At 45.1% G+C, this 25,727-nt stretch carries 19 protein-coding genes; 11 read left to right on the top strand and 8 right to left on the bottom strand.

What is annotated here, in order from left to right; all coding sequences use genetic code 11:
* Positions 1 to 411: 411 nt before the first annotated feature.
* From KHN79_RS18005 to KHN79_RS17995, 3 genes are read right to left on the bottom strand one after another with little or no spacing between them, the layout of a single operon-like run.
* On the bottom strand, positions 412 to 1,680 hold the full coding sequence (locus tag KHN79_RS18005; RefSeq protein ID WP_182009336.1) for a sigma-54 dependent transcriptional regulator: 1,269 nt from the start codon (positions 1,678 to 1,680) through the stop codon (positions 412 to 414).
* Complete coding sequence (locus tag KHN79_RS18000; protein WP_182009337.1) at positions 1,670 to 4,024, bottom strand: ATP-binding protein; 2,355 nt, start codon at positions 4,022 to 4,024, stop codon at positions 1,670 to 1,672. The genes KHN79_RS18005 and KHN79_RS18000 overlap by 11 nt, the downstream gene beginning before the upstream one ends.
* A complete protein-coding gene (locus tag KHN79_RS17995; RefSeq protein ID WP_182009338.1) occupies positions 4,021 to 5,325 on the bottom strand; it encodes an ABC transporter substrate-binding protein in 1,305 nt (434 codons plus the stop codon). Before KHN79_RS17995 ends, KHN79_RS18000 begins: the two co-directional genes overlap by 4 nt.
* 287 nt (positions 5,326 to 5,612) lie before the next feature.
* Here KHN79_RS17995 and KHN79_RS17990 point away from each other — a divergent pair, with 287 nt between their 5' ends.
* The 6 genes from KHN79_RS17990 to KHN79_RS17965 all read left to right on the top strand — a co-directional run bounded on the left by KHN79_RS17990 (position 5,613) and on the right by KHN79_RS17965 (position 12,218).
* Positions 5,613 to 6,992, top strand: a complete 1,380-nt coding sequence (locus KHN79_RS17990) for an MFS transporter (RefSeq protein WP_182009339.1) — start codon at positions 5,613 to 5,615, stop codon at positions 6,990 to 6,992.
* Positions 6,993 to 7,147: 155 nt separating this feature from the next.
* The gene (gene pyk / locus KHN79_RS17985) at positions 7,148 to 8,626 is read left to right on the top strand and encodes a pyruvate kinase (RefSeq protein WP_182009340.1); all 1,479 of its coding nucleotides are present in this window, start codon (positions 7,148 to 7,150) and stop codon (positions 8,624 to 8,626) included.
* 192 nt (positions 8,627 to 8,818) lie between these two features.
* Positions 8,819 to 9,553, top strand: coding sequence for an amino acid ABC transporter ATP-binding protein (locus KHN79_RS17980; RefSeq protein ID WP_182009341.1), 735 nt, complete (start codon positions 8,819 to 8,821; stop codon positions 9,551 to 9,553).
* Positions 9,553 to 10,350 (top strand): amino acid ABC transporter permease, encoded by a 798-nt coding sequence (locus KHN79_RS17975; RefSeq protein ID WP_182009342.1) that lies wholly within the window; start codon positions 9,553 to 9,555, stop codon positions 10,348 to 10,350. The genes KHN79_RS17980 and KHN79_RS17975 overlap by 1 nt, the downstream gene beginning before the upstream one ends.
* A gap of 9 nt (positions 10,351 to 10,359) precedes the next feature.
* On the top strand, positions 10,360 to 11,178 hold the full coding sequence (locus tag KHN79_RS17970) for a transporter substrate-binding domain-containing protein (RefSeq protein ID WP_182009343.1): 819 nt from the start codon (positions 10,360 to 10,362) through the stop codon (positions 11,176 to 11,178).
* Positions 11,179 to 11,297: 119 nt separating this feature from the next.
* A complete protein-coding gene (locus tag KHN79_RS17965; protein WP_182009344.1) occupies positions 11,298 to 12,218 on the top strand; it encodes an amino acid ABC transporter permease in 921 nt (306 codons plus the stop codon).
* Positions 12,219 to 12,290: 72 nt separating this feature from the next.
* Here KHN79_RS17965 and KHN79_RS17960 read toward each other — a convergent pair whose 3' ends face one another.
* Positions 12,291 to 12,851: an RNA-binding S4 domain-containing protein gene (locus KHN79_RS17960; RefSeq protein ID WP_182009345.1), complete on the bottom strand. Its 561-nt coding sequence runs from the start codon at positions 12,849 to 12,851 to the stop codon at positions 12,291 to 12,293.
* Between the two features lie 183 nt (positions 12,852 to 13,034).
* Between KHN79_RS17960 and KHN79_RS17955 the strand changes: the two genes are divergently transcribed.
* Positions 13,035 to 13,988, top strand: coding sequence for an endonuclease/exonuclease/phosphatase family protein (locus KHN79_RS17955; RefSeq protein ID WP_182009346.1), 954 nt, complete (start codon positions 13,035 to 13,037; stop codon positions 13,986 to 13,988).
* Positions 13,989 to 14,009: 21 nt separating this feature from the next.
* Here the strand turns inward: KHN79_RS17955 and cra are convergent, their stop codons facing one another.
* Positions 14,010 to 14,990 carry a catabolite repressor/activator gene (gene cra, locus KHN79_RS17950; protein ID WP_182009347.1) on the bottom strand — a complete coding sequence of 327 codons (981 nt, stop codon included), beginning with the start codon at positions 14,988 to 14,990 and terminating at the stop codon, positions 14,010 to 14,012.
* 367 nt (positions 14,991 to 15,357) lie between these two features.
* On the opposite strand from cra, the gene fruB reads away from it, so the two are divergent.
* From fruB to fruA, 3 genes are read left to right on the top strand one after another with little or no spacing between them, the layout of a single operon-like run.
* A complete protein-coding gene (gene fruB / locus KHN79_RS17945; RefSeq protein WP_182009348.1) occupies positions 15,358 to 16,491 on the top strand; it encodes a fused PTS fructose transporter subunit IIA/HPr protein in 1,134 nt (377 codons plus the stop codon).
* Positions 16,492 to 16,500: 9 nt separating this feature from the next.
* Complete coding sequence (gene pfkB / locus KHN79_RS17940; RefSeq protein WP_182009349.1) at positions 16,501 to 17,493, top strand: 1-phosphofructokinase; 993 nt, start codon at positions 16,501 to 16,503, stop codon at positions 17,491 to 17,493.
* A gap of 10 nt (positions 17,494 to 17,503) precedes the next feature.
* Complete coding sequence (gene fruA / locus KHN79_RS17935) at positions 17,504 to 19,243, top strand: PTS fructose transporter subunit IIBC (protein ID WP_182009350.1); 1,740 nt, start codon at positions 17,504 to 17,506, stop codon at positions 19,241 to 19,243.
* Between the two features lie 308 nt (positions 19,244 to 19,551).
* Here the strand turns inward: fruA and KHN79_RS17930 are convergent, their stop codons facing one another.
* Genes KHN79_RS17930 through KHN79_RS17920 form a run of 3 tightly spaced genes read right to left on the bottom strand, consistent with a single transcriptional unit; the run spans position 19,552 to position 24,745 of the window.
* Positions 19,552 to 22,611: an efflux RND transporter permease subunit gene (locus tag KHN79_RS17930; RefSeq protein WP_182009351.1), complete on the bottom strand. Its 3,060-nt coding sequence runs from the start codon at positions 22,609 to 22,611 to the stop codon at positions 19,552 to 19,554.
* On the bottom strand, positions 22,611 to 23,672 hold the full coding sequence (locus tag KHN79_RS17925; protein ID WP_182009352.1) for an efflux RND transporter periplasmic adaptor subunit: 1,062 nt from the start codon (positions 23,670 to 23,672) through the stop codon (positions 22,611 to 22,613). Before KHN79_RS17925 ends, KHN79_RS17930 begins: the two co-directional genes overlap by 1 nt.
* On the bottom strand, positions 23,672 to 24,745 hold the full coding sequence (locus KHN79_RS17920; RefSeq protein ID WP_280519663.1) for an efflux RND transporter periplasmic adaptor subunit: 1,074 nt from the start codon (positions 24,743 to 24,745) through the stop codon (positions 23,672 to 23,674). The genes KHN79_RS17925 and KHN79_RS17920 overlap by 1 nt, the downstream gene beginning before the upstream one ends.
* A gap of 159 nt (positions 24,746 to 24,904) precedes the next feature.
* Between KHN79_RS17920 and KHN79_RS17915 the strand changes: the two genes are divergently transcribed.
* On the top strand, positions 24,905 to 25,630 hold the full coding sequence (locus tag KHN79_RS17915) for a TetR/AcrR family transcriptional regulator (protein ID WP_182009354.1): 726 nt from the start codon (positions 24,905 to 24,907) through the stop codon (positions 25,628 to 25,630).
* The last annotated feature ends 97 nt before the right edge of the window (positions 25,631 to 25,727 follow it).

The raw sequence follows: 25,727 nt of genomic DNA, 5'->3' as shown, positions 1-25,727 counted from the left end.
CTTAAGTTATTGCTAAAACAATAATAAACGCGTATGAGCTAACGCGTTTACACTTATATTTCGACGTGAAATAACTTAAGTACAAGTAAAACAATTCACACTATCTACTGATGCATTTTCAATAGCACCTCTCAAGAATCCACTACAGCCTTGCAAAATAAATCTTAATAAATGGCACCAATCGCTAATTTTTTGGCACAAATAAATAGGCTCGTCGCATTTTAATAAAGACTAGAAATTAAGTTGCAGTTTTTGAGTAAAGATCACTAAGGCTCTGTTGAGAATAGTTGTTGGTTTACATGTTTTTTGAACTAAAAATTGAGAGGATCGAACAGGTTTCGGTATTGTGAATTGAAATCACAATACCGATTTTGTAGACGTGCTTGCGAGATATTAGAGGCGTAACTTTGTTTATCGAGACTTATAATTCACTTTCTCAATACCGTGTTTTTTCATTCTCAAATAGAGCTTTTTACGCGGTATTTGTAGATGGTTTGCCGCATCTGTCACTCGGCCAGAATGAAGAAACAAAGCATCTTCGATAAGCTGCTTCTCAAAATCATCGACGAGCTCATCCAAAGGCAGCTGAGTATCATTTTTTGAGTAGATGCGCTCCTTGCCTGTGAGCTTAATGATCCCGATAGCATATAGCTCCGCAATATTTCTAAGCTCACGTATGTTGCCCGGCCATTGGTAGTTTCTCAATAATGCAAGGTAGCTGGTATCGACACTAGGTAAAGTCTTCCCTAATTTCTTACAGCTTAGCTTTAAGAAATGGTGGAATATGGTCACGATATCATCTGGCCGCTGGCGCAGTGGTGGTACATTCACGACACCTTGATTAAGTAAGTAGTAAAGCTCAGGCAACAACTGGTTTTTTCTGATGTACTCTTCTGGTTCTGAATCAAAAATGGTCACAACACGGAGGTTCTTTTTTCCATTGCGTTCGCGAGCTAAAAGTAATTGAGCCAAATGCCTTTGAGCGTCTTCAGGAAGTTCAGGTAAATTTTCGAGCACGAGAACGCAGTTCTCTTCTACGTTCGTTGCTTCATCGATACACTCTTTCGTCGTTGTATGGCTTAGCGGTAAGGAGTTGAAAGCGGTATCTTTGCTTTTCGCCATCATATCTTTGATCAGCCCTGCAACACTGTGTCGTCCGGTACCGGATTCACCATAGACGACCACATGTGTGTCTAAAAGCGCATATTGAGCCACCAGCTTACGGATCTGCTCCATATGAGCAGACTTACCAACCAGCGAACGTGATATAGACTTCTCAGCTTGAAATTGGAGTTCCACCTGACCTCGACGGGTTTCAAGTTGCTGTTTAACCAGCGTCAGTAACTCAGGGGGATTGATTGGCTTTTCAAGAAACTCACAAGCCCCCTTCTTTACTGCATCCACGGCCATTGGAATATCGCCATGACCAGTAATAACAATCACCGGAATTCGCTCATCAACCTTTTTAATTAATTTAAGCAGCTCCAAACCGTGCATCTGAGGCATATACATATCAAGAATAACAACGCCTGCCCACTCGGCTGACAGGTAATGCAGCGCTTGTGTAGGATCGTTAATCGCTTTGGATTTAATAGACGATATGTTCATTAGATACGAGTAAGAGTCTAATACGTCCTGATCATCATCGACCAACAATACTGAATATGGGTTATTGCTCATTCGGTAACTCCAACACAACCATCGCACCTTTTTCTAATGAGGAAGCGAGATAAATGCTTCCGTTATTTCGTTCTATTAATGATTTACAAATATTCATGCCCAAGCCTAATCCAACCTCTTTTGTTGATACAAAAGGTTGAAAAATTCGTTGAACAATTTCTTCACCAAAGCCGAAAGCGTTATCACTGATAGAAATCAAAGACGCGCTATCAGCGGCGGCCACCAGCTCTATTTGAATACGCTTCTGTTCATTTCTAGCGCTTTCCATTAACGCGTCACAACTATTTACCAATACATTGATAAAGACCTGCTCTAACGCCAATATATCGCCCTGTACCATCAACTCATTCGGCAAGCGATTTTCAATCGAAATTTGCTGACGTTTAGCTCGTGTATTCACAATCGTGGTCGCTTGTTCAACCACTTCATTAAGCGATACTGATGTCGCTTTCCTTTCACCATCTGGCTTACGTGCAAACTGACGCAAGCTGTTGATGATTTTACTCATACGCGTTGCTAAACCTTCGATATGAGTGATCGACTCATCCACTTTCTCGGGAGAGTGTTGCTCTAGAAACATTCGGGCACTATATAGATACGTCGACATCGCATTAAGTGGCTGATTAAGCTCATGCGCTAAACTTGTCATGGTTTGCCCTACCACGGCCATTTTGGCAGCCTGTATCAGCTCATCTTGCGTTTTCTTCAGATTCTCTTCGGTACGTATACGTTCTTCGATTTCGCTCTCTAACTGGTGGTTTTTAATCAGTAAATCTTGGGTCTTTTCTTCCACCAAACTCTCTAGAGTGCGGGTGGTTACCTCTTGATGTGTGACATCCGTGATGGTCATGATCAACTTGTCTTCAGAGCCATGCTTGAACGGGCGAATATCAAAACGTACATACTTGGGTTCGTCATCTCCCAGTGACAATGTCACATTAATTTTCCCCAGTTTCACCCATAGATGTGAACCATGGAATACCTTTTTAAGTTGCTGACGGCAACGCTCTGGAAAATACTCCCAGATTGGGTGAATTTCGGTTACGTCCCCCAGTTTTAATAACTTACGGGCACTCAGGTTTGCGGACTCCACAACACCATTTAAGTCACTGGTGATCAGACTTGCGGTTGTATTATTGATAAGGCTAAGGGCGTTGGTTTGCTGAATTTCCTGAACCTTCTCTCCATACTCGATAAGCTTTTCACTCAGTCGACCGATTTCATCATTGCCATCGACAACAACTGGATGGGTATGATCATTTTTGATAATGGCATCAATGCTATCGCCTAACCCGATAAGACGAGCCACAATTCGACGGTTGATAAAGTAATAAGTCAAAAACATACTGGTGAGGATGGATATGCTGAAGCAGACAATCAGAACATGGTTCCCATATGACACTCGCTCGGCCGTTTCACTCTTCACCAGCTTAAACGTTTGATCTGCTGTTGAAACCAGTTCTCCGATTTGCTGGTGAATGGCATCCATGCTGAGAGAGATTTTCTCCTGCATCTGACGAATTTCCACATTTAGCGTCACCAGTGACATCAGCTGGTTATCAAATTCTCCGTCTGTACTGAGCAATAAAACCAGCTCTTGTAAGAGTTGTTTATAGGCAATTGATGTGGGCTGACTCATCAGGGTTTTGCTGCTTTCTTGCAGATCAATCAAACCAAAGTGAATCACTTTAATACCATTGTCGACTTGTTCCGGCATTGAAGCACCCGCGACGTCAAGCGCCATATCATAAAGCGCAGACTCAATATCAATCACGCGTTGCAAAGTGCTGAGTTGAACGAGCAGACTCTGTACTTCCTTTGAATCGCTGACCCGCTCTATCTGCCAGTGCACTTCCTGCCGGACAGGTTTCAGTTCAGAGCGGATATCCTGATGAAGCCAGTCAATTTGCTCCATCAGCTGATCCATGCGACGAGTCCGATCAATCCGCTCGGAAATCATATCGACATATTTATCCAACAACGACGCTAACCCGGCTTCTGATTCAAGTAGCTGATAAAACTCCTTGCTCATTTTGTTGTTTTTGAGCGCGGTAGAAATGGATGTCAGCTGCTCATTAATTTGCAGGGCCTGCTCTGTCAGCTGCACTTTATTATCAGCACTCTGCAGGGCTTCCACGCGTCGGTTTATTTCGCTGGTTTTACTTTCGAGAAAGTAACTGGCGTTGTATTTTGGTACGCTGTCTTCCAACAGAGTCTGCACCTGATTATCCAGACTGTTCCAAGTTGCCCACGCAACTAAACAGACAGCAGTAAGCAGCAGCGTACTGCAGGTAAATGCAGCGATTAACCTCGCCCCTATGGTTTGGTACTTAGGAGGTATCACGAGTTATCTTTCCCTCGCCACTGTGCCAGTTCTTTGTTTACCGTATCCAGTTTAAGCGACATGGCACGGCCTAAGTTATGGGAAAACTCCGCAAGTGCCGCCTGATACTGGGTCATACCAACTTCTGAGTTTTTATCCATCGCAGATAACTTTTGTGCAACGATGGCAACGTCTTCGTTGCTGATCGGCAAATCAAATAACTTATGCTCGATCTCTTTAAGTGCATTTAGTTTTTTAGGGTTTCCGTGCGCTTGCCGTTTCATTTTGATCAGAGTAAGCCAGGCATCTTGAAGTTCCGGGAGACGCTTAGTAATCGCGGTATCAAAGACCAAGTTGATCAGCCTTTCTCTGGGCATGACCTGATCCATATTTAAAACCGGATTTTCTCCGTAATATCGGGCCGCATCATTCAACGCAGTTTTTGCAAACGTGCTCGCTTCCATCTGCTCCTGAACGCCTTGCGAAAGTATGTGTGAGATAAAAGACTCGGCCAACTTGTCGCTTTTGCCCCGATTGACCTGAGCAATGTACGTGGGCATTAATGTAAAATCTTTATCGTAGGAAAATCCGACGTAATCAAATTTACGCTTTGCAATCAGTGCATAACTATCAATCGTCGGCCCCAGACCAAGCTTACCTTTAGCAATGTAATCGGCGACACCAAAGCTACGCGAAGAGATGGTCGCGAGGTTCGCTCCGATATTAAGTAATATACTCCACCCTTTTTCCCAGCCGTATTGGCTAAGTACACTTTCCACCATTAGCTGGGTAGTGCCTGATCGGCTTGGCGTGCTCATGGTGACATGACCAAAATAAAGAGGATTAGTTAGATCCTGAAAGCGAGACGGCTCTGGAAGTTGATTCGCAGTCACGTAGTCTTTGTTCCACACAACTCCCGCGCCCGAATAACCAAATGCAATAACTTTGTCTTTATTCGGTAACAGATACGGCGCTAACCATTCAGGAACCTGAACACGAGAGGACATATCGGTTAAGCGATGCTGATTGACAAGATCCTGCATTAAAAATGGTGATGAGCTTAAGACTAAGTCGATGTCCTGCATGTAACTTTTACTGAGCAGCTGGAGACTAGATTGGGTACGACGGTGAACCACTCGTACCTCAGCTTCCGGATAATGTTGCTTAAAGTCATCCACTAAAGCTGTGATCGGCGCTTGTGAAAACGTGGTAAGGATGACCAACTCGTTATCAGTGGCCATTGCAGATTGAGAATAGATAAGCGGCGAATTGAGTACAGCGCCAAGCAGTAATCGATGCCAACATTTAAGAAAACCAAACATCAAAATAACCAAAAACCTTAAATAATGTGCGGCAACTCAAATCTATGACAAATGGTAAGAAAATCTTACTCGGTGCGATTGAGTCATTATTGACGCACTTCAACAAGAACTGTGTGTATTCTATCAGTAAGTCATTCTGCTCTGATGTTTTAAATTCCCGTTTTTGACCCAGCCAAAATATCAATATGGGTCAATTGTGTCTCAAATTCGCTCCTTTGTACTGTTCAATCTATCACTCCAAGATGGCCCTGCAACAAAACATTTGTGATAAAAACTTGGAGTGCAAGATGTTTAATTTCTTTAAAACACGCCCAGACCTCCCTCTCTCGGATGGGTCTAAAGGTGAAATGCAAGCGCGTTTCAAACGCTATCAGTGGCAAGTATTTTTAGGATTGGTTTTTGGTTACGCCGTCTTTTACGTAGTCCGTATGAGTTTAGGTGTGGTTAAAAAACCGATGCTGGATGCAGGCATCGTAACGATTGAAGAGCTCGGTATCATGGGTTCGGCTTTCTTCTTCACTTACGCTTTTGGTAAGTTCTCGAACGGTTTCCTCTCTGACTATGCCAACATTGGCCGATTTATGTCGTTCTCCTTACTACTGTCTGGTGCTACAGCAGTATTTATGGGTATGAACACCACAGCGTTCTTCTTTATTCTGCTTTGGGGTCTGAACGGTTGGTTCCAGTCTGTTGGTTCTGCACCGTCTTGTGTGTCTTTGTTCCAGTGGTTCTCACCAAAACAACGTGGTAGCCGTTACTCAATCTGGGGTGGTTCTCGTAATATCGGTGAAGGTATCACCTGGATTCTTACCGCTTCACTAGTGAGCTACTTCGGTTGGCGCGCAGGTTTCATTGGTGCAGGTATCGCAGCAATGGCAGCAGCACTATGTATGTTCTTCATGCTGAAAGACCGCCCACAAACTTACGGTCTACCAGATGCAGCAACAGCATTCGACGAAGAACCAGAGATCAAAAAGCAGAACGATCCTAAAGAGACTCGTCGTGCACAGCTGTTTATCCTTAAACAACCTGTAGTTTGGCTAATAGCAGCTGCGTGTGCAGCGATGTACATCTCTCGCTACGCAATGTCTTCTTGGGCTGTACTTTACCTTCAGGAGTCAAAAGGTTACTCACTGATTGACGCTGGTTTCGCAATGTCTACGTACCCTATTGCGGGTCTGGCAGGTGCGATCCTATCAGGTATTGTTTCAGACAAACTGTTTAACTCTAACCGTCACATTCCGACTCTGCTTTACGGTATCGCAAACATCGCTGGTATGTGTCTGATGTTCTTCGGTCCTGACAACCGCATCATTGATGCAGTAGCACTTGGTCTGATCGGTTTCGCAATCGGTGGTCTGGTCGTGTTCCTTGCTGGTCTGACAGCTTGTGACCTGATGCCAAAGAACGCAGTAGGCGCAGTAAAAGGCTTTATCGGTCTGTTCTCATACATCGCAGCATCTGGTCAGGAACTAGTATCTGCATCGCTTATCAAGATCACTGAAGTTGACGGCGTTACTAAGTACGACTTCTCACAAGCTCAGTACTTCTGGTTAGCAGCTGGTGTAGTTTCCCTGCTTCTTGCACTGACGGTGTGGAATGCGAAGAAAGTTGTCGACATCGACCCGGTTGAAGAAAAAGAACTGGAAGTTCGTCCTAGCAACTAATAATCCCTGAGCGGGAGGTAACACTCCCGCCCATTCTCTGAAAATGAATATTAAAAATAATATGTTCAATGCCATAAGGGTTCTCGTGAAGTGCCTTTATGAGATTGGAATCCCCTGTTTTTTATGTACTTTTTAAGTGTCGATTGAGGTGAAAGATGTGTAAAACGAAAATTGTGGCGACCTTAGGCCCAGCCAGTGAAAGCCGAGAAACCCTGACTAAGCTGATTAGAGCCGGCGCAAATGTTGTCAGACTTAACTTTTCACACGGCACGGCAGAAGAACATATCGCGCGCGCGAACCTGGTTCGTGATATAGCAGCAGAACTTAATACTCATGTTGGCGTACTGGTTGACTTACAAGGACCAAAGATCCGCATATCTTGTTTTGAGCAGGGTGCGGTTCAGCTTAGCCTGGGAGACGAGTTCACACTAAGCGGAACATTAGATGCTCAGGCAGGGAACCAGGAAGTGGTCGGGCTCGACTACCCTGCTCTGATTCAGGACGTCAATATCGGTGACATCCTTTTACTCGATGATGGTCGGATTCAGCTTAAGGCAACTTCTGTAGACCGTGAGCAGCAATGGATTAAAACAACCGTACTGAACAGCGGAAAGCTTTCTAACCGTAAAGGTATTAACCTGTTGGGTGGTGGATTGTCTGCACCGGCTCTGACGGAGAAAGACATTCGGGATATCGATACTGCAGCTAAACTGCGTGCTGACTTCCTCGCTATTTCTTTCCCGCGCAACGCCGAAGATATCAATTACGCGCGCTCTCTTGCCCTGAAAGCAGGTTGCAAGGCAAAAATAGTTGCCAAAGTAGAACGTGCCGAAGTGGTAGAAACCCGTGATGCAATGGACGATGTGATCAGAGCATCAGACGTCATCATGGTTGCTCGCGGCGATCTCGGTGTAGAAATCGGTGATGCAAGATTACCAATGGTTCAGAAATCTCTTATCGAACGTTCAAAGTACTGGGGTAAGCCTGTCATTACCGCAACTCAGATGCTGGAATCCATGATTGAAAACCCGCTTCCAACCCGTGCGGAAGTGCTCGATGTGGCAAACGCAATCATTGACGGTACAGATGCGGTGATGCTTTCCGCTGAATCTGCAGCCGGAAAATACCCGATAGAAGCGGTAGAAGCGATGGTAAGAATTGCAAAAGGCGCTGAACTGGAACTCGAATGCAACCACGATTGCTGGAATACGCTCCAACATTTATGTTCAGAACCGGGTAAGAGTTTCGCCCTCTCCTCTATGATTTCGGCTGCTCGTGTACACCGTGACCTTGGTGTTGCCATTTTAACCAAAGATGGTGAAACCCCTCTGCTGATGTCCCGTTGTCAGAGTAAAACCAAAATATGGGCTCTGAGTGACAACCCTGCACTATTAGCGCAGCTGACAATTTTACGTGGTGTTGAACCGCTGTATTTTAAAGCTGAAGACAGCAATACCGACATTGCTCCACAACTGGTCGAGTCATTGCGCAGTAAAGCAGTTCAGGCGAGTATCTCTTCTATTCTGATGACACAGTTAGATTCGATAGAGGGCATGGGTGAGATTAACGCCTGCCGCTTGCTCAACTTAAATGCATCAGCGAAAGTCAGCCAAGCGGAGGCGGAAGTCGCTTAATAAAATGATTACTCCCCCGTTATTCAAGTTCAAGCTTGAATTTATCCCTTCCCCCCCAACACCTTGCTCCATAGGGATTTGGCCTGCCATCTGGCAGGTCCTTTTTTGTTCGTCAATATGTGTTCTCACTCAATACAATCAGACTCACCACTTGCTATGTTAAAACAACGGTTCCTTTGAAAACGTAACCTTTTGAAAGAAAACACACCTGTCGTTGAATTTAGCAACGTAAACAAGTGGTACGGTGATTACCAAGCCCTGAAAGACATCAATTTCTCCGTTCATTCCGGTGAAATCGTGGTGGTTTGTGGTCCGTCAGGTTCAGGAAAATCAACACTTATTCGCTGTATCAATAACTTAGAATCAATACAAGAAGGCGAGCTTTGCGTCTTTGGTCACCCATCCGATAGAAAAACAATCAAGCCCGGCAAGATAGGTATGGTATTTCAACACTTTCACCTGTTTCCCCATTTGACTGTACTTGATAACCTCATGCTAGCGCCTATGCGAACTCTCAAAATGTCCAAAAAAGACGCTGAACAAAGAGCTCGTCACTATCTCAAACGAGTCGACATTGGAGAACAAGCTGACAAATACCCAATCCAGCTTTCAGGTGGGCAACAACAACGTGTCGCGATAGCTCGATCACTATGCATGGAGCCAGACCTGCTATTATTTGATGAGCCGACCTCAGCACTTGATCCCGAGATGATCAACGAAGTTCTTGATGTCATGGTAGAACTTGCGAAAACCGGTATGACGATGATTTGTGTAACTCACGAAATGGGGTTCGCTAAAAAAGTAGCCAACCGTGTCGTGTTTATGGATGAAGGACAAATCTTAGAAATAAACTCGCCTGCTGCCTTATTCGATTCGCCTCAGCACCCCAGAACGCAGGCTTTCTTAAACCATATTTTAAGCTATTGATGATAAGACAAGTATTCAGACCTGCATTACAAGCCCTTGTACAGATGGTGATTCTGTTTGCTGCCATTGTATGGGTACTAGACTCTGGCGCGCGAGCCATGGGTTATCAATGGCAATGGGAACGTGTACCGGATTACATCGCATTTTACGAAGATGGTGAATGGTGGTCTGCAGAGCTGATAAGCGGTTTACTCATCACGCTCAAAATTTCCGCCATCAGTTTGTTTTTCACCTTAGTATTCGGTTTAGTTACAGCACTTCTTAGACTCAGCGATTCAAAAGTCGGTAATGCCATTGGCACTGCGTATGTTGAGCTGATACGGAACACACCGTTATTGGTGCAAATCTATTTACTGTACTTCGTGTTCGGCCCTGTCATCGGGCTCGACAGGTTCAGCACTGCAGTGTTGGCACTGTCACTTTTTCAGGGAGCCTATACCGCAGAAATATTCAGGGCTGGTTTAAATAGCATTCCAAAAGGGCAATTTGAAGCCGCCAAAACACTCGGCCTTTCACCATTCTATAGTTATAAAGACGTTATCTTACCTCAGGTCTTGCAACGTACTTTGCCACCTCTGACGAACGAAGTTGTTTCACTGATAAAAAACTCTTCGATCGTCAGCGTAATGGCAATTTTCGACCTGACTACCGAAGCACGCAACATTGTCTCAGAGACGGCGATGCCGTTTGAAATTTGGTTTACCGTGGCAGCGATTTACCTGGCTCTCACACTATCTCTATCCGGTTTTTCAGCTCTGCTGGAACATAAATTAGGAGCCAGTTGGCGCAAATTATGAGGAGATAACATGAAGTTATTTACAGCGACCATTACTGCAATACTCGGGCTTGCTCTCGCTTTACCTTCGTTAGCAAGCAATGAAACAGCAACACCAAATTTAGATCAGATAAAAGAAAGGGGTACTCTGCGCGTTGGCATGTCGACCTTCGTTCCCTGGGCTATGCGCAATAAACAAGGCGAACTGATCGGCTTTGAGATTGACGTAGCAAAACGTCTGGCAGCGGATACTAATCTGAAAGTCGAGTTTGTACCTACCGCGTGGGACGGCATCATTCCTGCGCTTCTGGCTAAGAAATTTGATGTCATCATCGGCGGTATGTCTATAACGCCAGAGCGCTCAAAAAGCGTATTGTTTACTGTGCCCTATTCCCATTCAGGGGTTCAGGTCGCAGCAAATAAAGAACTCGCAGCCGGCTTTACTAAGCTATCTGACTTTGATTCTCGCAAAGTGAATATTGCCGTACGTCGCGGCGCATTTACTGTTCAGGTGGCTCGCAAGACGTTCCCGAAAGCGAAGCTTTTACAGTTTGATGATGACGCACAAGCGTTTCAGGAAGTACTCAACGGCAATGCTCATGCCGTGATTGCGTCGAGTCCTAAACCTGAACACGAGACCGTTAAACATAGCGACAAGTTGTTCCTACCGTTTGCTGATCGACTTTCTAAAGGTAACGAAGCCTTTGCAGTCCGCTTAGGTGAAGAGGACAAAAAAGCATTCTTCGATAACTGGATAATAGAACGCACTGAAGATGGGTGGTTAACAGAGCGGTATGATTACTGGTTCTCAACATTAGACTGGCAAGATCAGGTCGCCGAAGGACAGTAACTAAGTAAATTATACCCAAAGGGCGGGTAGCATCTTGAGGTTATTTGGGTATATCTCAGAATAGGCTCGCCTTTTAAGCGAGCCTCAACCGACAAAGGTTATGATTAGAGGCAGCCAGTTTGAGCGGACAATCCAGTGCCAAAATCGCGTCACAAAGAGCTAACTCAGGTTCGATACTCAGACGGTTTAACCTGCTTGACGTAGTGTTGATCGCTATCTGTGTAGCGGTTGGAATTTGGCTTTACTACCGCTCAACGGTTGGGGTGAATTACATTTGGAACTGGGCGGAGGCATTAACATTACTGTTTACCCCAAGAGCTAACGGCAGTCTACCTTACTTCTTCCAGGGTTTGATTTCTACGCTACGATTAAGCCTTTGGGGGCTCGCCTTAGCACTCATGTTAGGTACACTACTTGGATTATCCCGATTTTCAAAGTCGGTTTGGCTACGAACTCCTGCCAACACGTTTATTCAGTTAGTTCGCAATGTTCCACCATTAGTGTTTGTCTTCATTTTTTACTTCTTTATTTCAAATCAACTAATCCCGTTACTCGGGTTAGAAGCTATATTGAGAAATTACGGTGGTGAACCGAACGCTATCCAACACTTTTTATTTGGTCCGGCACAGCTATGGGAAAATCTCGCATCCGGTGTACTCTGTGTGGGTTTGCTATCCTCGGCATACATTGCGGAAGTCATCCGCGCTGGTTTACAAAGTATTGATCAAGGCCAATGGGAAGCGGCAGATTCTTTAGGACTTTCACGCTGGATCAAATATCGCTTCATCATCGCCCCGCAAGTTCTTAAAGCCATTACCCCTGCACTCGCCGGACAGATCATCTCTCTGGTCAAAGACACCTCGATAGTCTCTCTGATTTCAATACAAGAGATGACTTTCGTCGGTACTGAGATAGCGAATTCTTCAGGCTATATATTTGAAATTTGGTTACTTGTCGGGCTTACCTACTTCTTGGTCTGCTTTGGACTCTCACTCTTTTTCCGCTATGTCGAGAGTAAGTCGAAGTCGTACTCTTACTGAGTCCAATAATAAAAAAGCGCCGAACTTGTTGTCGACGCTTCTATTTAATTTTGATGTTTTAACACAACAGGATCAAAAGAAATCGATAGAGTTACGTCCGCTTTTAGGATCGCGCGTCGGCTTCGGTTTGTTTTCGTCAGTTTTCTTCTTACTGCTCTTTGGTTTAGATGCCTTATTACCTTGAACGGAACTGCTTTTCTCTGCCTTGCCTTTGTTCGGCTTACTGGCTGTTTTTTGCTTCTTAGAAGAAGACTGCGTTCTCTGCTGCTTTTGTGCTGGCTGCTGTTCCTGATGCTTAGCTTTCGTCTCTTTTGCTTCCGGCTCAGTCACAGGAGCATCACAAACGACAACATAGTACTCTTGGTTGAACTCGAAAAAGTCACCATCGTACATTTTTCGGCGCTTGCGGGTTTCAAGTTCACCGTTAACGGCAACATAACCTTCATCGATAATATGTTTCGCTTCACCGCCACCACTTACCAAGTTTGCGATTTTGAAAAGCTTGTAAAGTTCGATCGGGTGCGCATCGACCTCGATACCTATTGCTTCGATTTCAATCTCTTCGCCATCGAACTCTTCAGCGCCCAACTCTTTGTTATCTAAATAGGCATCCTGGTCGTAATCTGGGGTCATGTCATTTACTCACTTATCTTGTTAAGCGGGAGTGTAAACGGATTACAAACAAATAGAAACCTCGTCATAATTAACAAAGCATTTATTAATGCACCAATTTCTGCGAAGTTGAATCTGTAACCCTAAAAGTGGGCGTTGCTTAGGTATATACTGGCTGCATAATTCCTATAACGAGAACACATTTTGTCTACAACGAGTCAGATTACTTTTGTTACGGCGAACCTGTTTAATTTTATTGCGCCACCCGATGCCTACTACGATTTTGAAAACATCTACTCTGCCGAACAATGGAAGGGAAAACTTAACTGGACTCAGAATCAACTGAAAAAACTTGAGCCAGACATTATCGGTTTACAAGAAGTGTTCAGTATCGAGCAGGCAAAGTCATTCTTCCTAAAGTTGGGATATCCCTACTTTGCGGCTGTCGATACTCCCCATGTGGAAAAAGATTATATTTATTCACGCCCAGTGGTTGCTATCGCATCCCGATATCCGATAGAGCAAATACAACCGGTCACTTTTGACAAAGAGTCTCTTGCTCCTTTTGGTGTACACGAGGCACCGGAATTTAGCCGCAAGCCCATTTACGCACAAATCATACACCCGACGCTTGGGCATATTGCGGTTTACGTCACGCACTTAAAATCTCAGCGTCCTGCAGACACCGACAATAGCGAAGTTGCCAGCCCTGTTATGGCTCGTTGGCTATCAACCCAACAACGAGGCTGGGAAGCAGCAATGCTCAGGGATTCGATGCAAAAACAATATAAAGACAAACCTATGCCAACGGTTCTGATGGGTGATATGAATCAACCTATTACTATCGATGGCGTAAACCGTCTATTAACTGAGTTTTTAGGTGACAATGTCACTGATTTGCAGCTCAGTGACGGGTGGGATTTACAAGTCACTCCGCCACTCACTGGCCGCCCAGCCACCCACTACCACTTTTCAAAAGGCAATGTACTCGACTACATTCTGCTTTCTCAGGAATTTGATGCACACTCAGAAGTGTCCATCGCAGAAGTGACAGACTATCAAGTGTTGGATCAACATTTGATTAATCCGTCTTACGAGCGGGATAAGTATGCCAGCGACCACGCATTTGTGGCGCTGACCGTAGAATTAAAATTGTAATATAAAGGCGCTAAGTTAAAACTATTGTCTCTTAACGATCTTGCGCGGAATTAACTCTACGCCGGGCTTATATCGTTTCGCCGAAGCGTTTAATGCTAACTCCATTGCACTGTCGGCAATCACCTCAAACTGTTGCGGTAACGAGTTAATTTTGACTGGCAGGAAGTCCAGTAATCGATTGTCACCAAACGTCGCCAGACGAACTTTGCTCATTAACTCAGGTTTTTCTAACATCATGTCCAGCACGCCTTCCAGTAAGGTGTAGGACGTGGTAACTATCGCATCAGGAAGCGTATTTTCAGCCAACCATTTGGCCAATACCTTCTTCCCTTCTTCTCGCGAGAATTGCTGACCATAACCAACCATGACAACTCTGTTGCCTTGGTTACAAGCGGTGCGGAAGCCCTGTTCCCGTTCCTTAGAAATTTGCAGATCTTTTAATGCGCCAATCAAACCGATAGAACTGATATCTGGAGAAAGTACTGACTCAGTCAGTTCTAACGCGGCGTCAAAATCCTCGCTGATTACGCAGCAAAAATGTTCGTCATCCATCGGACGGTCGAGTGCGATAACCGGTGTCCCTGACTTTTGCAGTTTGAGGTAAAATTCATTTGCAGTCGGCATACCACTAGCAACAAATAATGCATCAACGCGACGACTGATCAGTGCTTCTGCAACCTTCTGCTCGGTATCCGGATCGTCATCAGAGCAACCAATCAAAATTTGGTATCCAGCTTTACGCGAGTTCTGTTCTATTAGTTTGGCTAAACGTGCGTAACTGGTGTTTTCTAAGTCTGGAATGATAAGCCCAAACGAACGTGAGTTACCGGCACGCAAAGCAGAAGCTGCATGGTCTGGCTGATAGTTATACTCATCAACCACTGCCATTACCTTCTTCTGCGTCTTCTCGCTAATACGGTATTTCTGCGCTTTGCCGTTAATCACATAGCTTGCAGTGGTCTTAGAAACACCTGCTAATTTAGCCACTTCATCCAGTGTCATATTCTTTACCTTATTCTGTGCGCATGATCATATTAATACATCAATGATCTTACGATAAGTTGAATTATATGCTGAACCGTTTCAGTATAAAAGCTGAAAGGATTCAGCAGAGGCTTAAAAAGCGACCTAAATCACCTAAACACGGCATTACTCAGTAGCTTAGTCTAGGATTAGAAGAATGATGGTTAGCGACTGATTTAACGAAGCTTCGCTGAATGTCTTAAAAAATTTGCCACCTAGCTGAATCGTTTCAGCTAGGTAAAAAGCAAAGAACGAAAGCAAAAAATATAAATGTTGAGCGCAGATACAGTTGCCTACAAAGGGAACGTAGCTCAACTGGAATGGACTTTAGAGCTGGAGAAGCACCATGCTTAAGCTAAGTAAGAACGACATTACCCTTTCACAATCTGCAACAGATAAGTTTCAGGCAATCAAAAACATTGCCCAGAGCCTGACAGAAAAAGGTTTGGTTGAAGCCGGTTATGTAGAAGGCATGCTTAACCGTGAAAACCAAAACTCAACCTTTTTGGGCAACGGCATTGCCATCCCTCACGGAACAACAGACACACGTTTAATGGTTAAAACAACCGGCGTCGCTGTTCATCACTTCCCGCAAGGCGTCGACTGGGGAGATGGTAACAAAGTGTTCGTTGCTATCGGCATCGCGGCTAAATCAGATGAACACCTTGGCATTCTTAAACAGCTAACTAAAGTACTTGGTGCTGATGGCGTTGAAGATCGTCTGCGCAATGCCAACAGCGAAGATGACATCATTGCCCTACTTCACGGTGACATTCAACTAGAAGCAGACTTTGATGCTTCACTGATCCAACTTAACTTTCCTGCCAGCGACATGGTTCAGATGAGTGCAGTTGCGGGTGGACTACTTAAAAACACCGGATGTGCAGACAAAGAGTTTGTCGCTGACCTTGTGACAAAAGCGCCAACTAACCTTGGTAATGGTTTATGGCTAGTGGGAAGTGACAAACAGGTGTCTCGTACCGGCGTCTCTTTTGTTTCAACGGCAAACGACTGTGAATACGAAGGACAAAAAGTACGTGGACTGGTTGCTTTTGCTGCATGTAATAACGCACACCAGCCCATTCTAAAATCACTTTCAAATATGGTGTTCAACAAAGAGCACAGCAAATTACTAGACGCGTCTACTGAACAAATCCTTGCTCTGTTTAAAGGCGAAGAAGTGGCACCTGTCGCAGCCGAAGATGGCAACACTGCCGTATTTAAGATCAAAAACTCACACGGTCTGCATGCTCGCCCTGGCGCAATGCTCGTTGCAGAAGCCAAGAAGTTTGAATCTACCATTCGCGTTGCAAACCTGGATGGAGACGGTAAAGCGGTAAACGCAAAAAGCTTGATGAAAGTGATTGCGTTGGGCGTGAAACACGGCCACCAACTGCAGTTTTCTGCTGAAGGCCCTGATGCCGCGCAAGCGCTCGAATCAATCGGTAATGCAATCGCTTCAGGCCTCGGCGAAGGTTAAGGAGCTTCCATGACAAATACGCAAACACGGACTAGCACAAAAACAAGCAAAGTTGTCACAGTTACGCTCAACCCCGCACTGGATTTGACGGGTGCTGTTGAAACGTTAAAAGTCGGGTCAGTTAGCCTGGTTCAACAGAGCAGCCTGCACGCCGCCGGCAAAGGCGTTAACGTGGCAAAAGTTCTTAGCGATTTGGGTGCAGACGTTACCGTGACTGGCTTTTTAGGTAAAGACAATCCTGAGCTGTTCCACCAGCTATTTGAAGACATTGGTGTTAAAAACGAGTTTGTTGAAGTCAATGGCTCCACCCGCATCAACGTGAAGTTAGTTGAATCAAATGGTGAGGTCAGCGACATCAACTTCCCTGGTGTTCAAGTTACTGCTGATGACATCTCTCGTTTCGAACAGACGCTGTTCACACTGGCAGAAACACATGACTACTTTGTGTTAGCTGGCAGTCTGCCGGGCGGCGTGACGCCTGAGCTATGCGCTGCATGGATTGAAAAACTCCATCAGCTGGGTAAAAAAGTTCTGTTTGATAGCAGCAAAGCAGCACTAAGCGCAGGTATTGAAGCGCATCCTTGGCTTATCAAACCAAACGATGAAGAGCTCAGTGATTTCGTTGGTGTGCATCTGGAAACACCACAGCAGTGCCAGAAAGCAGCACAGACGCTTAGCGATAAAGGCATTGAGAACATTGTTGTTTCTATGGGAGCCGATGGTGTGATGTGGTTAAACCAAGGTAAATGGCTGCGCGCGCAACCACCAAAAATGGACGTAGTCAGCACCGTAGGCGCTGGTGACACACTGGTAGCAGGCTTGTGCTGGGGTCACATGCAAGTGATGCCTAAACACGATTTACTACGCTTCGCCACTGCACTATCTGCGCTTGCAGTTAGCCAGGTTGGCGTTGGACTTACCAGTCATGAAGAACTGGAAAACATTAAGCTGCAAACTCAGGTTAGTGAGCTTAACCCTATTACAGACTTAGACAATAACTAAGGAACGGAAGATGAATATTGCCATTATTACAGCCTGTCCAAGTGGTGTTGCAAACAGCATCCTTGCTGCAGGATTATTAGAACAAGCGGCTTCTAAACTTGGCTGGAGCGCCAAAATTGAATGCCAATCGAGCGTCATTGAGCCAACTCTGTTATCAAACACTGACATTGAACAGGCTGAAGCCATCATCATCGCGGCAAATACACCAGTTGATACTTCCCGTTTCGTTGGCAAAAAAGTATATCAAGCAGATATCAGTTCTGTAGCAAAGGATGCGATTACATTTCTACAAACTGCTGTTGAAAACGCAGACGTGCTTGAGCAAGCGACAACCATTACCGCACCAGCTGAACTTGAAAGCACAGCTTCTTCCGTGAAGAAAATTGTGGCAATCACCGCTTGTCCGACAGGTGTTGCACATACCTTCATGGCAGCAGAAGCACTGGATGAAGAAGGCAAACGTCGTGGTCACCAAATCAAGGTTGAAACTCGCGGCTCTGTGGGTGCGAAGAACCAGCTAACCGATCAGGAAATCGCAGACGCAGATCTGGTGATCATCGCAGCCGACATAGAAGTACCGCTTGATCGCTTCAACGGTAAAAAAATGTACCGCACAAAAACTGGCCCTGCACTTAAGAAAACCGCCGAAGAGATGGATAAAGCCTTTGAACAAGCGACAGTGTATCAACACACAGGCTCTTCAAGTGCATCAGCAACTGAAGAGAAAAAAGGTGTTTATAAGCACCTCATGACAGGTGTGTCACACATGCTTCCTGTTGTTGTTGCCGGCGGTTTGATCATTGCCCTGTCCTTCGTATTTGGTATCGAAGCGTTTAAAGAGGAAGGTACATTAGCTGCAGCACTGATGAATATTGGTGGCGGTTCCGCGTTTGCTCTGATGATCCCTGTTCTTGCTGGCTACATTGCGTTCTCTATCGCGGACCGTCCTGGTCTGGCTCCGGGTCTGGTTGGTGGTATGCTGGCCAGCTCTATCGGCTCAGGTTTCCTGGGTGGTATCGCCGCAGGTTTCATTGCAGGTTACGCAGCAAAATTTCTTGCAGATAAAGTCAGCCTGCCTCAGTCGATGGAAGCATTGAAACCGATCCTTATCATTCCATTTGTCGCGACCCTGTTCACTGGCTTGGTGATGATTTACATCGTTGGTGGTCCGGTTGCTGGCATCATGAATGGATTGACTGAATTCCTAAACAACATGGGTTCAGAACGCGCGGTACTACTGGGTATTATCCTTGGCGCGATGATGTGTTTCGACTTAGGTGGCCCGGTAAACAAAGCCGCTTACGCATTTGGTGTTGGCCTTTTAGCTTCTCAAACTTACGCGCCAATGGCGGCAATTATGGCGGCGGGTATGGTTCCTGCGCTTGGTATGGGTTTAGCGACTTTCATTGCTAAGAACAAGTTTGAAGAGAGTGAGCGTGAGGCAGGTAAAGCATCATTTGTTCTGGGCTTATGTTTCATCTCTGAGGGTGCAATCCCATTTGCAGCAAAGGACCCAATGCGTGTAATCCCAGCTTGTATGGCTGGTGGTGCTCTAACGGGTGCACTTTCAATGCTGTTTGGTGCAAAACTAATGGCACCACACGGTGGTCTGTTCGTACTGCTTATTCCTAACGCTATTACACCAGTATTGATGTACCTGGTAGCGATTGCTGCAGGTACAGCGGTTACAGGTTTCACCTACGCATTCCTGAAAAATAAAGCAGAAGCAAAACAAGAAGTCACTGCTTAATTTAAACCGTTTATAAACGCCACCCTCATTTGGCACCCAATGCCTCCCTCATACTCCGGTATAGGGAGGCTTTTTTATTAACGAAAAAAGCCCTGAGGAAAATCCTCAGGGCCAGGCAGGAAACTGACTTATACCAATCACAGCAAATAAGTGATCAGAAGTAGCGTAGGAAAAATGCTTGAGAACAAGGCAAAAATTTTCGATAAGTAGTTATTCTACAATCAAAATTTTTAACGCAGTTATCAAGGGTTTTAACAAGCTATAGTGACCAGTTATTTACTACGATTGGTATTATTGTCAGGGGTCCCTTATGCAGTGGTCGATCTAATCCTAAACAGAATCGCAAACATTACCGGCACAACTATGAGTGTCAGTACTGTAGCAAAACCAAGTCCTGCCATAATCGTAATTGCCATTGAGCCAAAGAAGGCATCAAACATTAGCGGAATCAACCCTAGTATTGTGGTCAACGCCGCCATACTCACCGGACGCACACGGCTGATCGCACTGTCTACAATCGCAAGGTACGGGTCTTTACCTGACTCCAGTTCAAGGTTAATTTGGTCGAGTAACACAATACCGTTTTTCAATATCATTCCGCTCAGACTCAATAAACCTAAGAAAGCGGTGAAACTGAATGGCATATTTGTCGTCAACAAACCGAATGACACACCAATAATGGACAACGGCACAGTAAACCAGATAACCAGCGGCTTTTTGATCGAGTTAAACAGCAAGATGGTAATGATGAACATCAGCAAGTAACCCATTGGCAATGAGCCAAACAAGCCTTCTTGTGCATCTTTCGATGATTCGTACTCCCCGCCCCACGTAATTTCGTAGCCATCAGGCAGGTGTAGCTCCATTACTTTTGGTTGAACGCGCGCGAACAAACTCGCTGCGGTATCATCACTCAGTACATCGTGGTCCGCCAGAACGGTCAGAGTACGTTTGCGGTCTCGGCGCTGGATCAGTGGCTCACCCCAGTCTAGTTTCACACCATCTATCACCTGATCTACAGGTATATAAGTTTGAAGTGAAGGGCTCCAGATTTTCACATTTTGAAGTGACTCGAAGTCAACACGTTCCGCCTCTGGCAGGCGCGTCATGATTGGTAGCGTATGCGTACCATCACGCAGATAACCCAGCGTGCTGCCACCAAATGACATCTGTAATGTGCTCGAAAGATCTTCTTTCGAAATTCCCAGACGACGGGCTTTGGACTCGTTAAATACCGGAACCAACTCTTTAGTACGCTCGCGCCAGTCATGACGTATGTTACGCGCACCAGGATCGGTACTCAGAACATCTTCAACTTTAACCGCAATATCACGCAATACCTGCGGATCCGGTCCGGTGATTCGGGCTTCAATTTTCGATGCTGGAGATGGGCCAAACTCCATCAGCTTAAACTGGAATGTTGGCTCATTAAACGCCTTCGCTAAGCTGGCATCGAGCTTATCCAAAAGCTTAAACATATTCTCACGATCAGTTGTTCTGACCTGAAATTGAGCATACGCTTCGTAGCTTTTCTCCGGTTGATAGGTCAGTACAAAACGCTGCAAGCCCTGACCAATCGACACTGATACAAAGTCGATGTCTTCCTGTTGTCTTATATAGCTCTCTACTGCTTCAGCTTTTTTGATCGTCTCACGGATATCCGTCCCTTCAGGCATCCACATATCGACATAGAACATCGGTGTGTTGGAAGGCGGGAAGAACTGCTGCTTAACATTCCCGAATGCCACAACAGCCGCGGCAAGTAATGCCACCATACCGACAACCGTTAGCCAACGGAATCGCAAAGCAAATTTTAAAGACGCACCGAACACAACGAACAGCCAGCCTTTATAAGGGTCTTCATTTTCAGAGCCAACCTCTTTGTCTTGCTCTTTTAGCAGTAAGTCAGCCAAGAACGGAGTCAGTGTAATTGCGGTAACCCAACTCAGGAACAGTGAAAAGCAAAGTACCCAGAAAAGCGATCCCATAAATTCACCGGTCGCATCCTGAGAGAGACCAATTGGCGCAAAAGCAGTAATCGCAATAATCGTCGCACCGAGCAACGGCCACTGAGTCTGTTTTACAATATCAACCGCAGCTTGTAGTTTCGTTCTGCCTTTCTGAAGTCCGACTAATATCCCTTCGACCACAACAATGGCATTATCCACCAACATACCTAAAGCAATGATCAACGCGCCTAGAGAAATTCGGTGCAGTTCGATATTGTTGTAGTTCATCAGTATGAAGGTACCAAACACCGTCAGTAGCAGAACAACGCCAATGATCACACCGCTACGTAATCCCATCGTAAACAGCAGTACAATAATAACGATCGCTACGGCTTCACCTAAGCTGACAACAAACGCTTTAACAGACTGATCAACTTCATTTGCCTGATTATAGAAGTAGCTTAAATCAATCCCGGCAGGCTTAATCGACTCAAGGCTGCTAAGTTCAGCGTCAAGGCGCTCACCGACTTCAACAACGTTAACGCCAGAAGCGAATGAGATACCGATGTTAATTGCTTTCTTGCCATTAAACAGAATAACGTTGCCCGGCTTTTCCTGAATGCCGCGTGTAATGGTAGCCACATCCTTTAAGCGGATAAGGTTACCGGTATCGCGTCCGTGAATGATCAGGTTACCGAGTTCTTCTACTGTATTTAGCGTACCACTTGGACGAATGATAAGACTTTCACCGTTTACCATTACTTCGCCAGCTGAAACCACATTGTTCTGCTCGTTTAACAGGCTAGAAATGACATTCATATCCAGGTTCAGAGAAGCGAGACGATCAAGAGATATTTCGACAAACAGCATTTCCTGTTGATCACCAGCAACATCCACTTTTCCGACACCGTCGACTAACTCCAGCTCACGAGTCAGGTGATCTGCGTAGCGCTTAAGCTCAACGTAGTTATAATCGTCTCCCGTCAGCATCAACATCACACCATAAACATCACCAAAGTCATCTATGATCTGAAGAGATTGCACACCTTGCGGAAAGTTTGGTCGTAGATCATTGATTTGACGTCGCATTTCATCCCAGATTTGCGGTAACTCGTCAGGACCGTAGTCCATTTTCATGCTCACCATGATTTGCGACATACCATCCGACGACGTGGACGTAATATTGTCGATGTACGGCAGCTTTCGAATTTCCTTTTCTAGCGGATACGTGAGCTCTTCTTCAACTTCCTTAGACGTCGCTCCTGGATACGTGGCTACAATCATCGCATCTTTGATGGTGAAAGCAGGGTCTTCCAGTCTTCCGAGTTCAAGAAATGACGTAACACCACCAATGGCAAGAATAACAATGAACAGCCAACTGATGACTCTGTTTTTTATGGAATACTCAGCAATGTTCATTATTGTCCCTTCTCCACAACTTCCACATGTTTGCCTTCGCGTAACTTACGAAGGTTTGAGTTAACCAACACGTCCCCCTGGTTAATACCCGATGAGACAATCGCACCTTCTCCGTTAACCTGAGAAATATTTACCGGTACTTCAGTGACAACATCACCGTTTATCTTCCATACAGAAAATGCATGACTCTCACTTCCTGCCTGAAGTGCAGTCACAGGAATCTTGTAACCGTAAATGGAACTGATACCGGCTTCAACCATGTCGACCATCACGCTGACACTCGTACCAGGCAGAATTTCTTTTTCTGGCTGAGGCATCGTTAAATAAAGTTCGTAAGTTTGCGTCTCAGCGTTAGGCTCACTCGTATGTTCCAGGTAATCGAGTGAATAGCTGTTTGTAACGCCCGAAAATGTCGCACGAGGTTTGTAGCTCATGTTTTCTGAATTCGGATTCACTTGCGCCAGCACGTTATCCGACAGTTCAATACGTACATAAACCAAATTGTTTTGATACAGTTCGAGTACTGACTCGCCTGCGGCAACACGCTCAAAACGCTCTTTGAAAACGTCAGAGACCTTGCCTGAAAATGGTGCAAACAGGCGGGTATAGTTTAACTGGTTGGTCGCGCTGTGAAAGTTCGCTTCTGCCAGCTCTTTATTGGCGGTGAGTTCATCTAGTTCCGCTTTCGAGATCATCTGGCGTTCATGCAGCTCTTCGCCACGCTTCAATTGACGTATGGCTAAGTTGTATTGCGCTTCTGCATCGTTCACAGCTTGCTTCTCTTTGCTATCATCAAGCTTTGCCAGCATCTGACCTTGCTTGACCACGTCCCCCGATTTAACAAGCACGTGCTGAATCTCACCTGCGCGACGAAATGCAATCGGTGTCTGCTCTGCCGGGACAACAAGGCCTTTAAATCCACGAAACTGGCTCTTTACAGGCGAATCGACCGATACTGTAGAAACATAAAGCGGGTGGTCAGTAGCCTCTTGGTTATCACCTTGACATCCGGTAAGTAAAGCTAGGGATATCGCTGAAATCGTAAACAATGAACGTTTCATTAAATGCCCCCCTCCCTAACCCAGGCTTTTACAACCTGGCCTTCTGCCAGACGTTCAACACCTGCAATCACCACGTAATCATCCTTATCTAAACCAGACTCAACACCTCCAGCATCGTTTAATGACACGGTCACCTTTTGTACTTTCTGAGTTTTTCCGTCCATCACCCAGACTTGACCTTTTTTACTCTCTTTATTCACCCATGCAGACTCCGGCAATGTTTGAACATCAGACACATCCTGCTTCGCAATGTGCACCTGCCCTGTCATACCAGTAAGCAAATTACGATCAGAAGGACGCGTAATGGTCACGATGGCTTCATAGCTGTTGGTGTCTGTATTAGGCTGAGTAGAAATCTCTTTGAAAGTGCCCGGTATTCGCTTACCCGGTTCGCTGTCCATCGTTACCCACATATCAGCATTTTGAAGAGAAGAAAGTGAAACAGATTCGGCATAAGTTACAGGTAACGTAAAAGAGACATCCAGCGAAGTGTTGTCGATAAGGTTTAAGATTTCCTGCTTTTCACCAACCACCTGGAAAGGTTTTACGTAGGTGTAAGAAACTACGCCATCAAAAGGTGCTTGTATTTTTGTGTAACTCAGGTCAGTTTTTGCCTGCTCAAGGCTGGCTAAAGCCGCTTTATACTGCGTTTCTTGTTGATCATACTCGTCGGTACTGATGAGCTTCTTACTATGTAAACTCTTCGCACGCTGCCATTTAGTTTTAGCCAGTGCATATTGTGCCTGGGCGGAATCTAAAGCCAGTTGGAGGTCTTTAGGATCTAATGTGGCTAATACGTCGCCTTCTTTAACCTCATGGCCCATTCGGACTAACAACTGCTCGATTTCTCCACTAACCTGAAAAGAAAGCTGTGCACGGTGCGTTGCATCAATCCGTGCAAGAAAGGCATCAGAATCTTCAACAGACAGATCTTTGACTGCCAGTAGTTTTACCGGTTTGACCAAAGTCTCTAGTGGCTCTGATACAGCCTTGTTACACCCGGTTAGCACACCAGCAAGACTCAACGTCACAGCAGCACCAACCAAAGTGCGTTTTAAATTTTGTTTACGCACCGTTTTCTCCATAAGCAAATATACTACACACTCGTGCAGTATATTTGGAAATTGAGATAGATCAATATATTTTCCATACGTGTAATAAATAAATTAGTCAAATAGGCACAGTTCTGGTAAAAGTAACGCGTTGATTATTATTCGGGATAACTTCGAACTATGAGTGAAAGAAAGCAAGGCAGACGAAGTGCTGAAGCAGCAGAACACACAAAATGCGTCATTCTCAAAGTGGCAGCAGATATGTTTTGTGAACTTGGTTTTTCTCGCGTCTCGCTCAGAAACATCAGTGAAAAAGCCGGTGTTTCACATAGTTTGATTCGCCACCACTTCGGCAGCAAAGAAAAAATCTGGCAAGCGGTGAGTGACACCATGGACGAGTACATGCAGGACTACATGGCCGAACTCATCAACCAAATGCCGGAAGATACGCCTTCAAACAAAAAGATTTACCTGTTTATGGTCCGCATGCTGGCATTTGCTTTAGTTAACCCGCACCCTATACAGATCATCGCAGATTCAATTCGTGAAGGTAACGAACCCCTGTTTGATTACTTCGTAAAGTCTAAAGAAAAGTTTGCATCCGTATTTTCAGGTATTTTTGAACTCTACAACAAAGAATACCCAGACGCGCAAATTGATCATTGGGAATCAAAATGGCAAATGCTGCTTTTCGCACATGGGGCTGTTAGCTTAGCGCCAATGATGCAGCAAACTTGGCCTGATATAGCTGATAATAAAGAACGTATGCTGATCAAACATTGGGAGTTGTTTAACACAATTGTGGCAAGTCAGTTCAACATTGCGAAAGAAGAAATGATCCATCCAGAGAAACTGGAAGATATCGTAATTGACATGTGTTGTACTATCGATAGTGCCGTCAGCTAATTCATTGATATCTTGGCCTAAAAACTTGACAGCATAGATAGCATATAAATTCAAAACTATAAAAAATGCCGGGCTAAATAGCCCGGCATTTTAGTAA

This window comes from Vibrio sp. B1FLJ16 (genome assembly GCF_905175385.1).
In the GTDB taxonomy this organism is placed as follows: domain Bacteria; phylum Pseudomonadota; class Gammaproteobacteria; order Enterobacterales; family Vibrionaceae; genus Vibrio.
Note: the sequence above shows the minus strand (reverse complement) of the source record. Positions and strands in the feature narration are given on the sequence as shown.

What these genes read in the sequence shown, in the direction of transcription:
- KHN79_RS18005 (WP_182009336.1), bottom strand. Translation starts at nt 1,680, where the DNA reads ATGAGCAATAACCCATATTCAGTATTGTTGGTCGATGATGATCAGGAC.
- KHN79_RS17995 (WP_182009338.1), bottom strand. Translation starts at nt 5,325, where the DNA reads ATGTTTGGTTTTCTTAAATGTTGGCATCGATTACTGCTTGGCGCTGTA.
- KHN79_RS17990 (WP_182009339.1), top strand. Translation starts at nt 5,613, where the DNA reads ATGTTTAATTTCTTTAAAACACGCCCAGACCTCCCTCTCTCGGATGGG.
- pyk (WP_182009340.1), top strand. Translation starts at nt 7,148, where the DNA reads ATGTGTAAAACGAAAATTGTGGCGACCTTAGGCCCAGCCAGTGAAAGC.
- KHN79_RS17975 (WP_182009342.1), top strand. Translation starts at nt 9,553, where the DNA reads ATGATAAGACAAGTATTCAGACCTGCATTACAAGCCCTTGTACAGATG.
- KHN79_RS17970 (WP_182009343.1), top strand. Translation starts at nt 10,360, where the DNA reads ATGAAGTTATTTACAGCGACCATTACTGCAATACTCGGGCTTGCTCTC.
- KHN79_RS17960 (WP_182009345.1), bottom strand. Translation starts at nt 12,851, where the DNA reads ATGACCCCAGATTACGACCAGGATGCCTATTTAGATAACAAAGAGTTG.
- cra (WP_182009347.1), bottom strand. Translation starts at nt 14,990, where the DNA reads ATGACACTGGATGAAGTGGCTAAATTAGCAGGTGTTTCTAAGACCACT.
- fruB (WP_182009348.1), top strand. Translation starts at nt 15,358, where the DNA reads ATGCTTAAGCTAAGTAAGAACGACATTACCCTTTCACAATCTGCAACA.
- pfkB (WP_182009349.1), top strand. Translation starts at nt 16,501, where the DNA reads ATGACAAATACGCAAACACGGACTAGCACAAAAACAAGCAAAGTTGTC.
- fruA (WP_182009350.1), top strand. Translation starts at nt 17,504, where the DNA reads ATGAATATTGCCATTATTACAGCCTGTCCAAGTGGTGTTGCAAACAGC.
- KHN79_RS17930 (WP_182009351.1), bottom strand. Translation starts at nt 22,611, where the DNA reads ATGAACATTGCTGAGTATTCCATAAAAAACAGAGTCATCAGTTGGCTG.
- KHN79_RS17925 (WP_182009352.1), bottom strand. Translation starts at nt 23,672, where the DNA reads ATGAAACGTTCATTGTTTACGATTTCAGCGATATCCCTAGCTTTACTT.
- KHN79_RS17915 (WP_182009354.1), top strand. Translation starts at nt 24,905, where the DNA reads ATGAGTGAAAGAAAGCAAGGCAGACGAAGTGCTGAAGCAGCAGAACAC.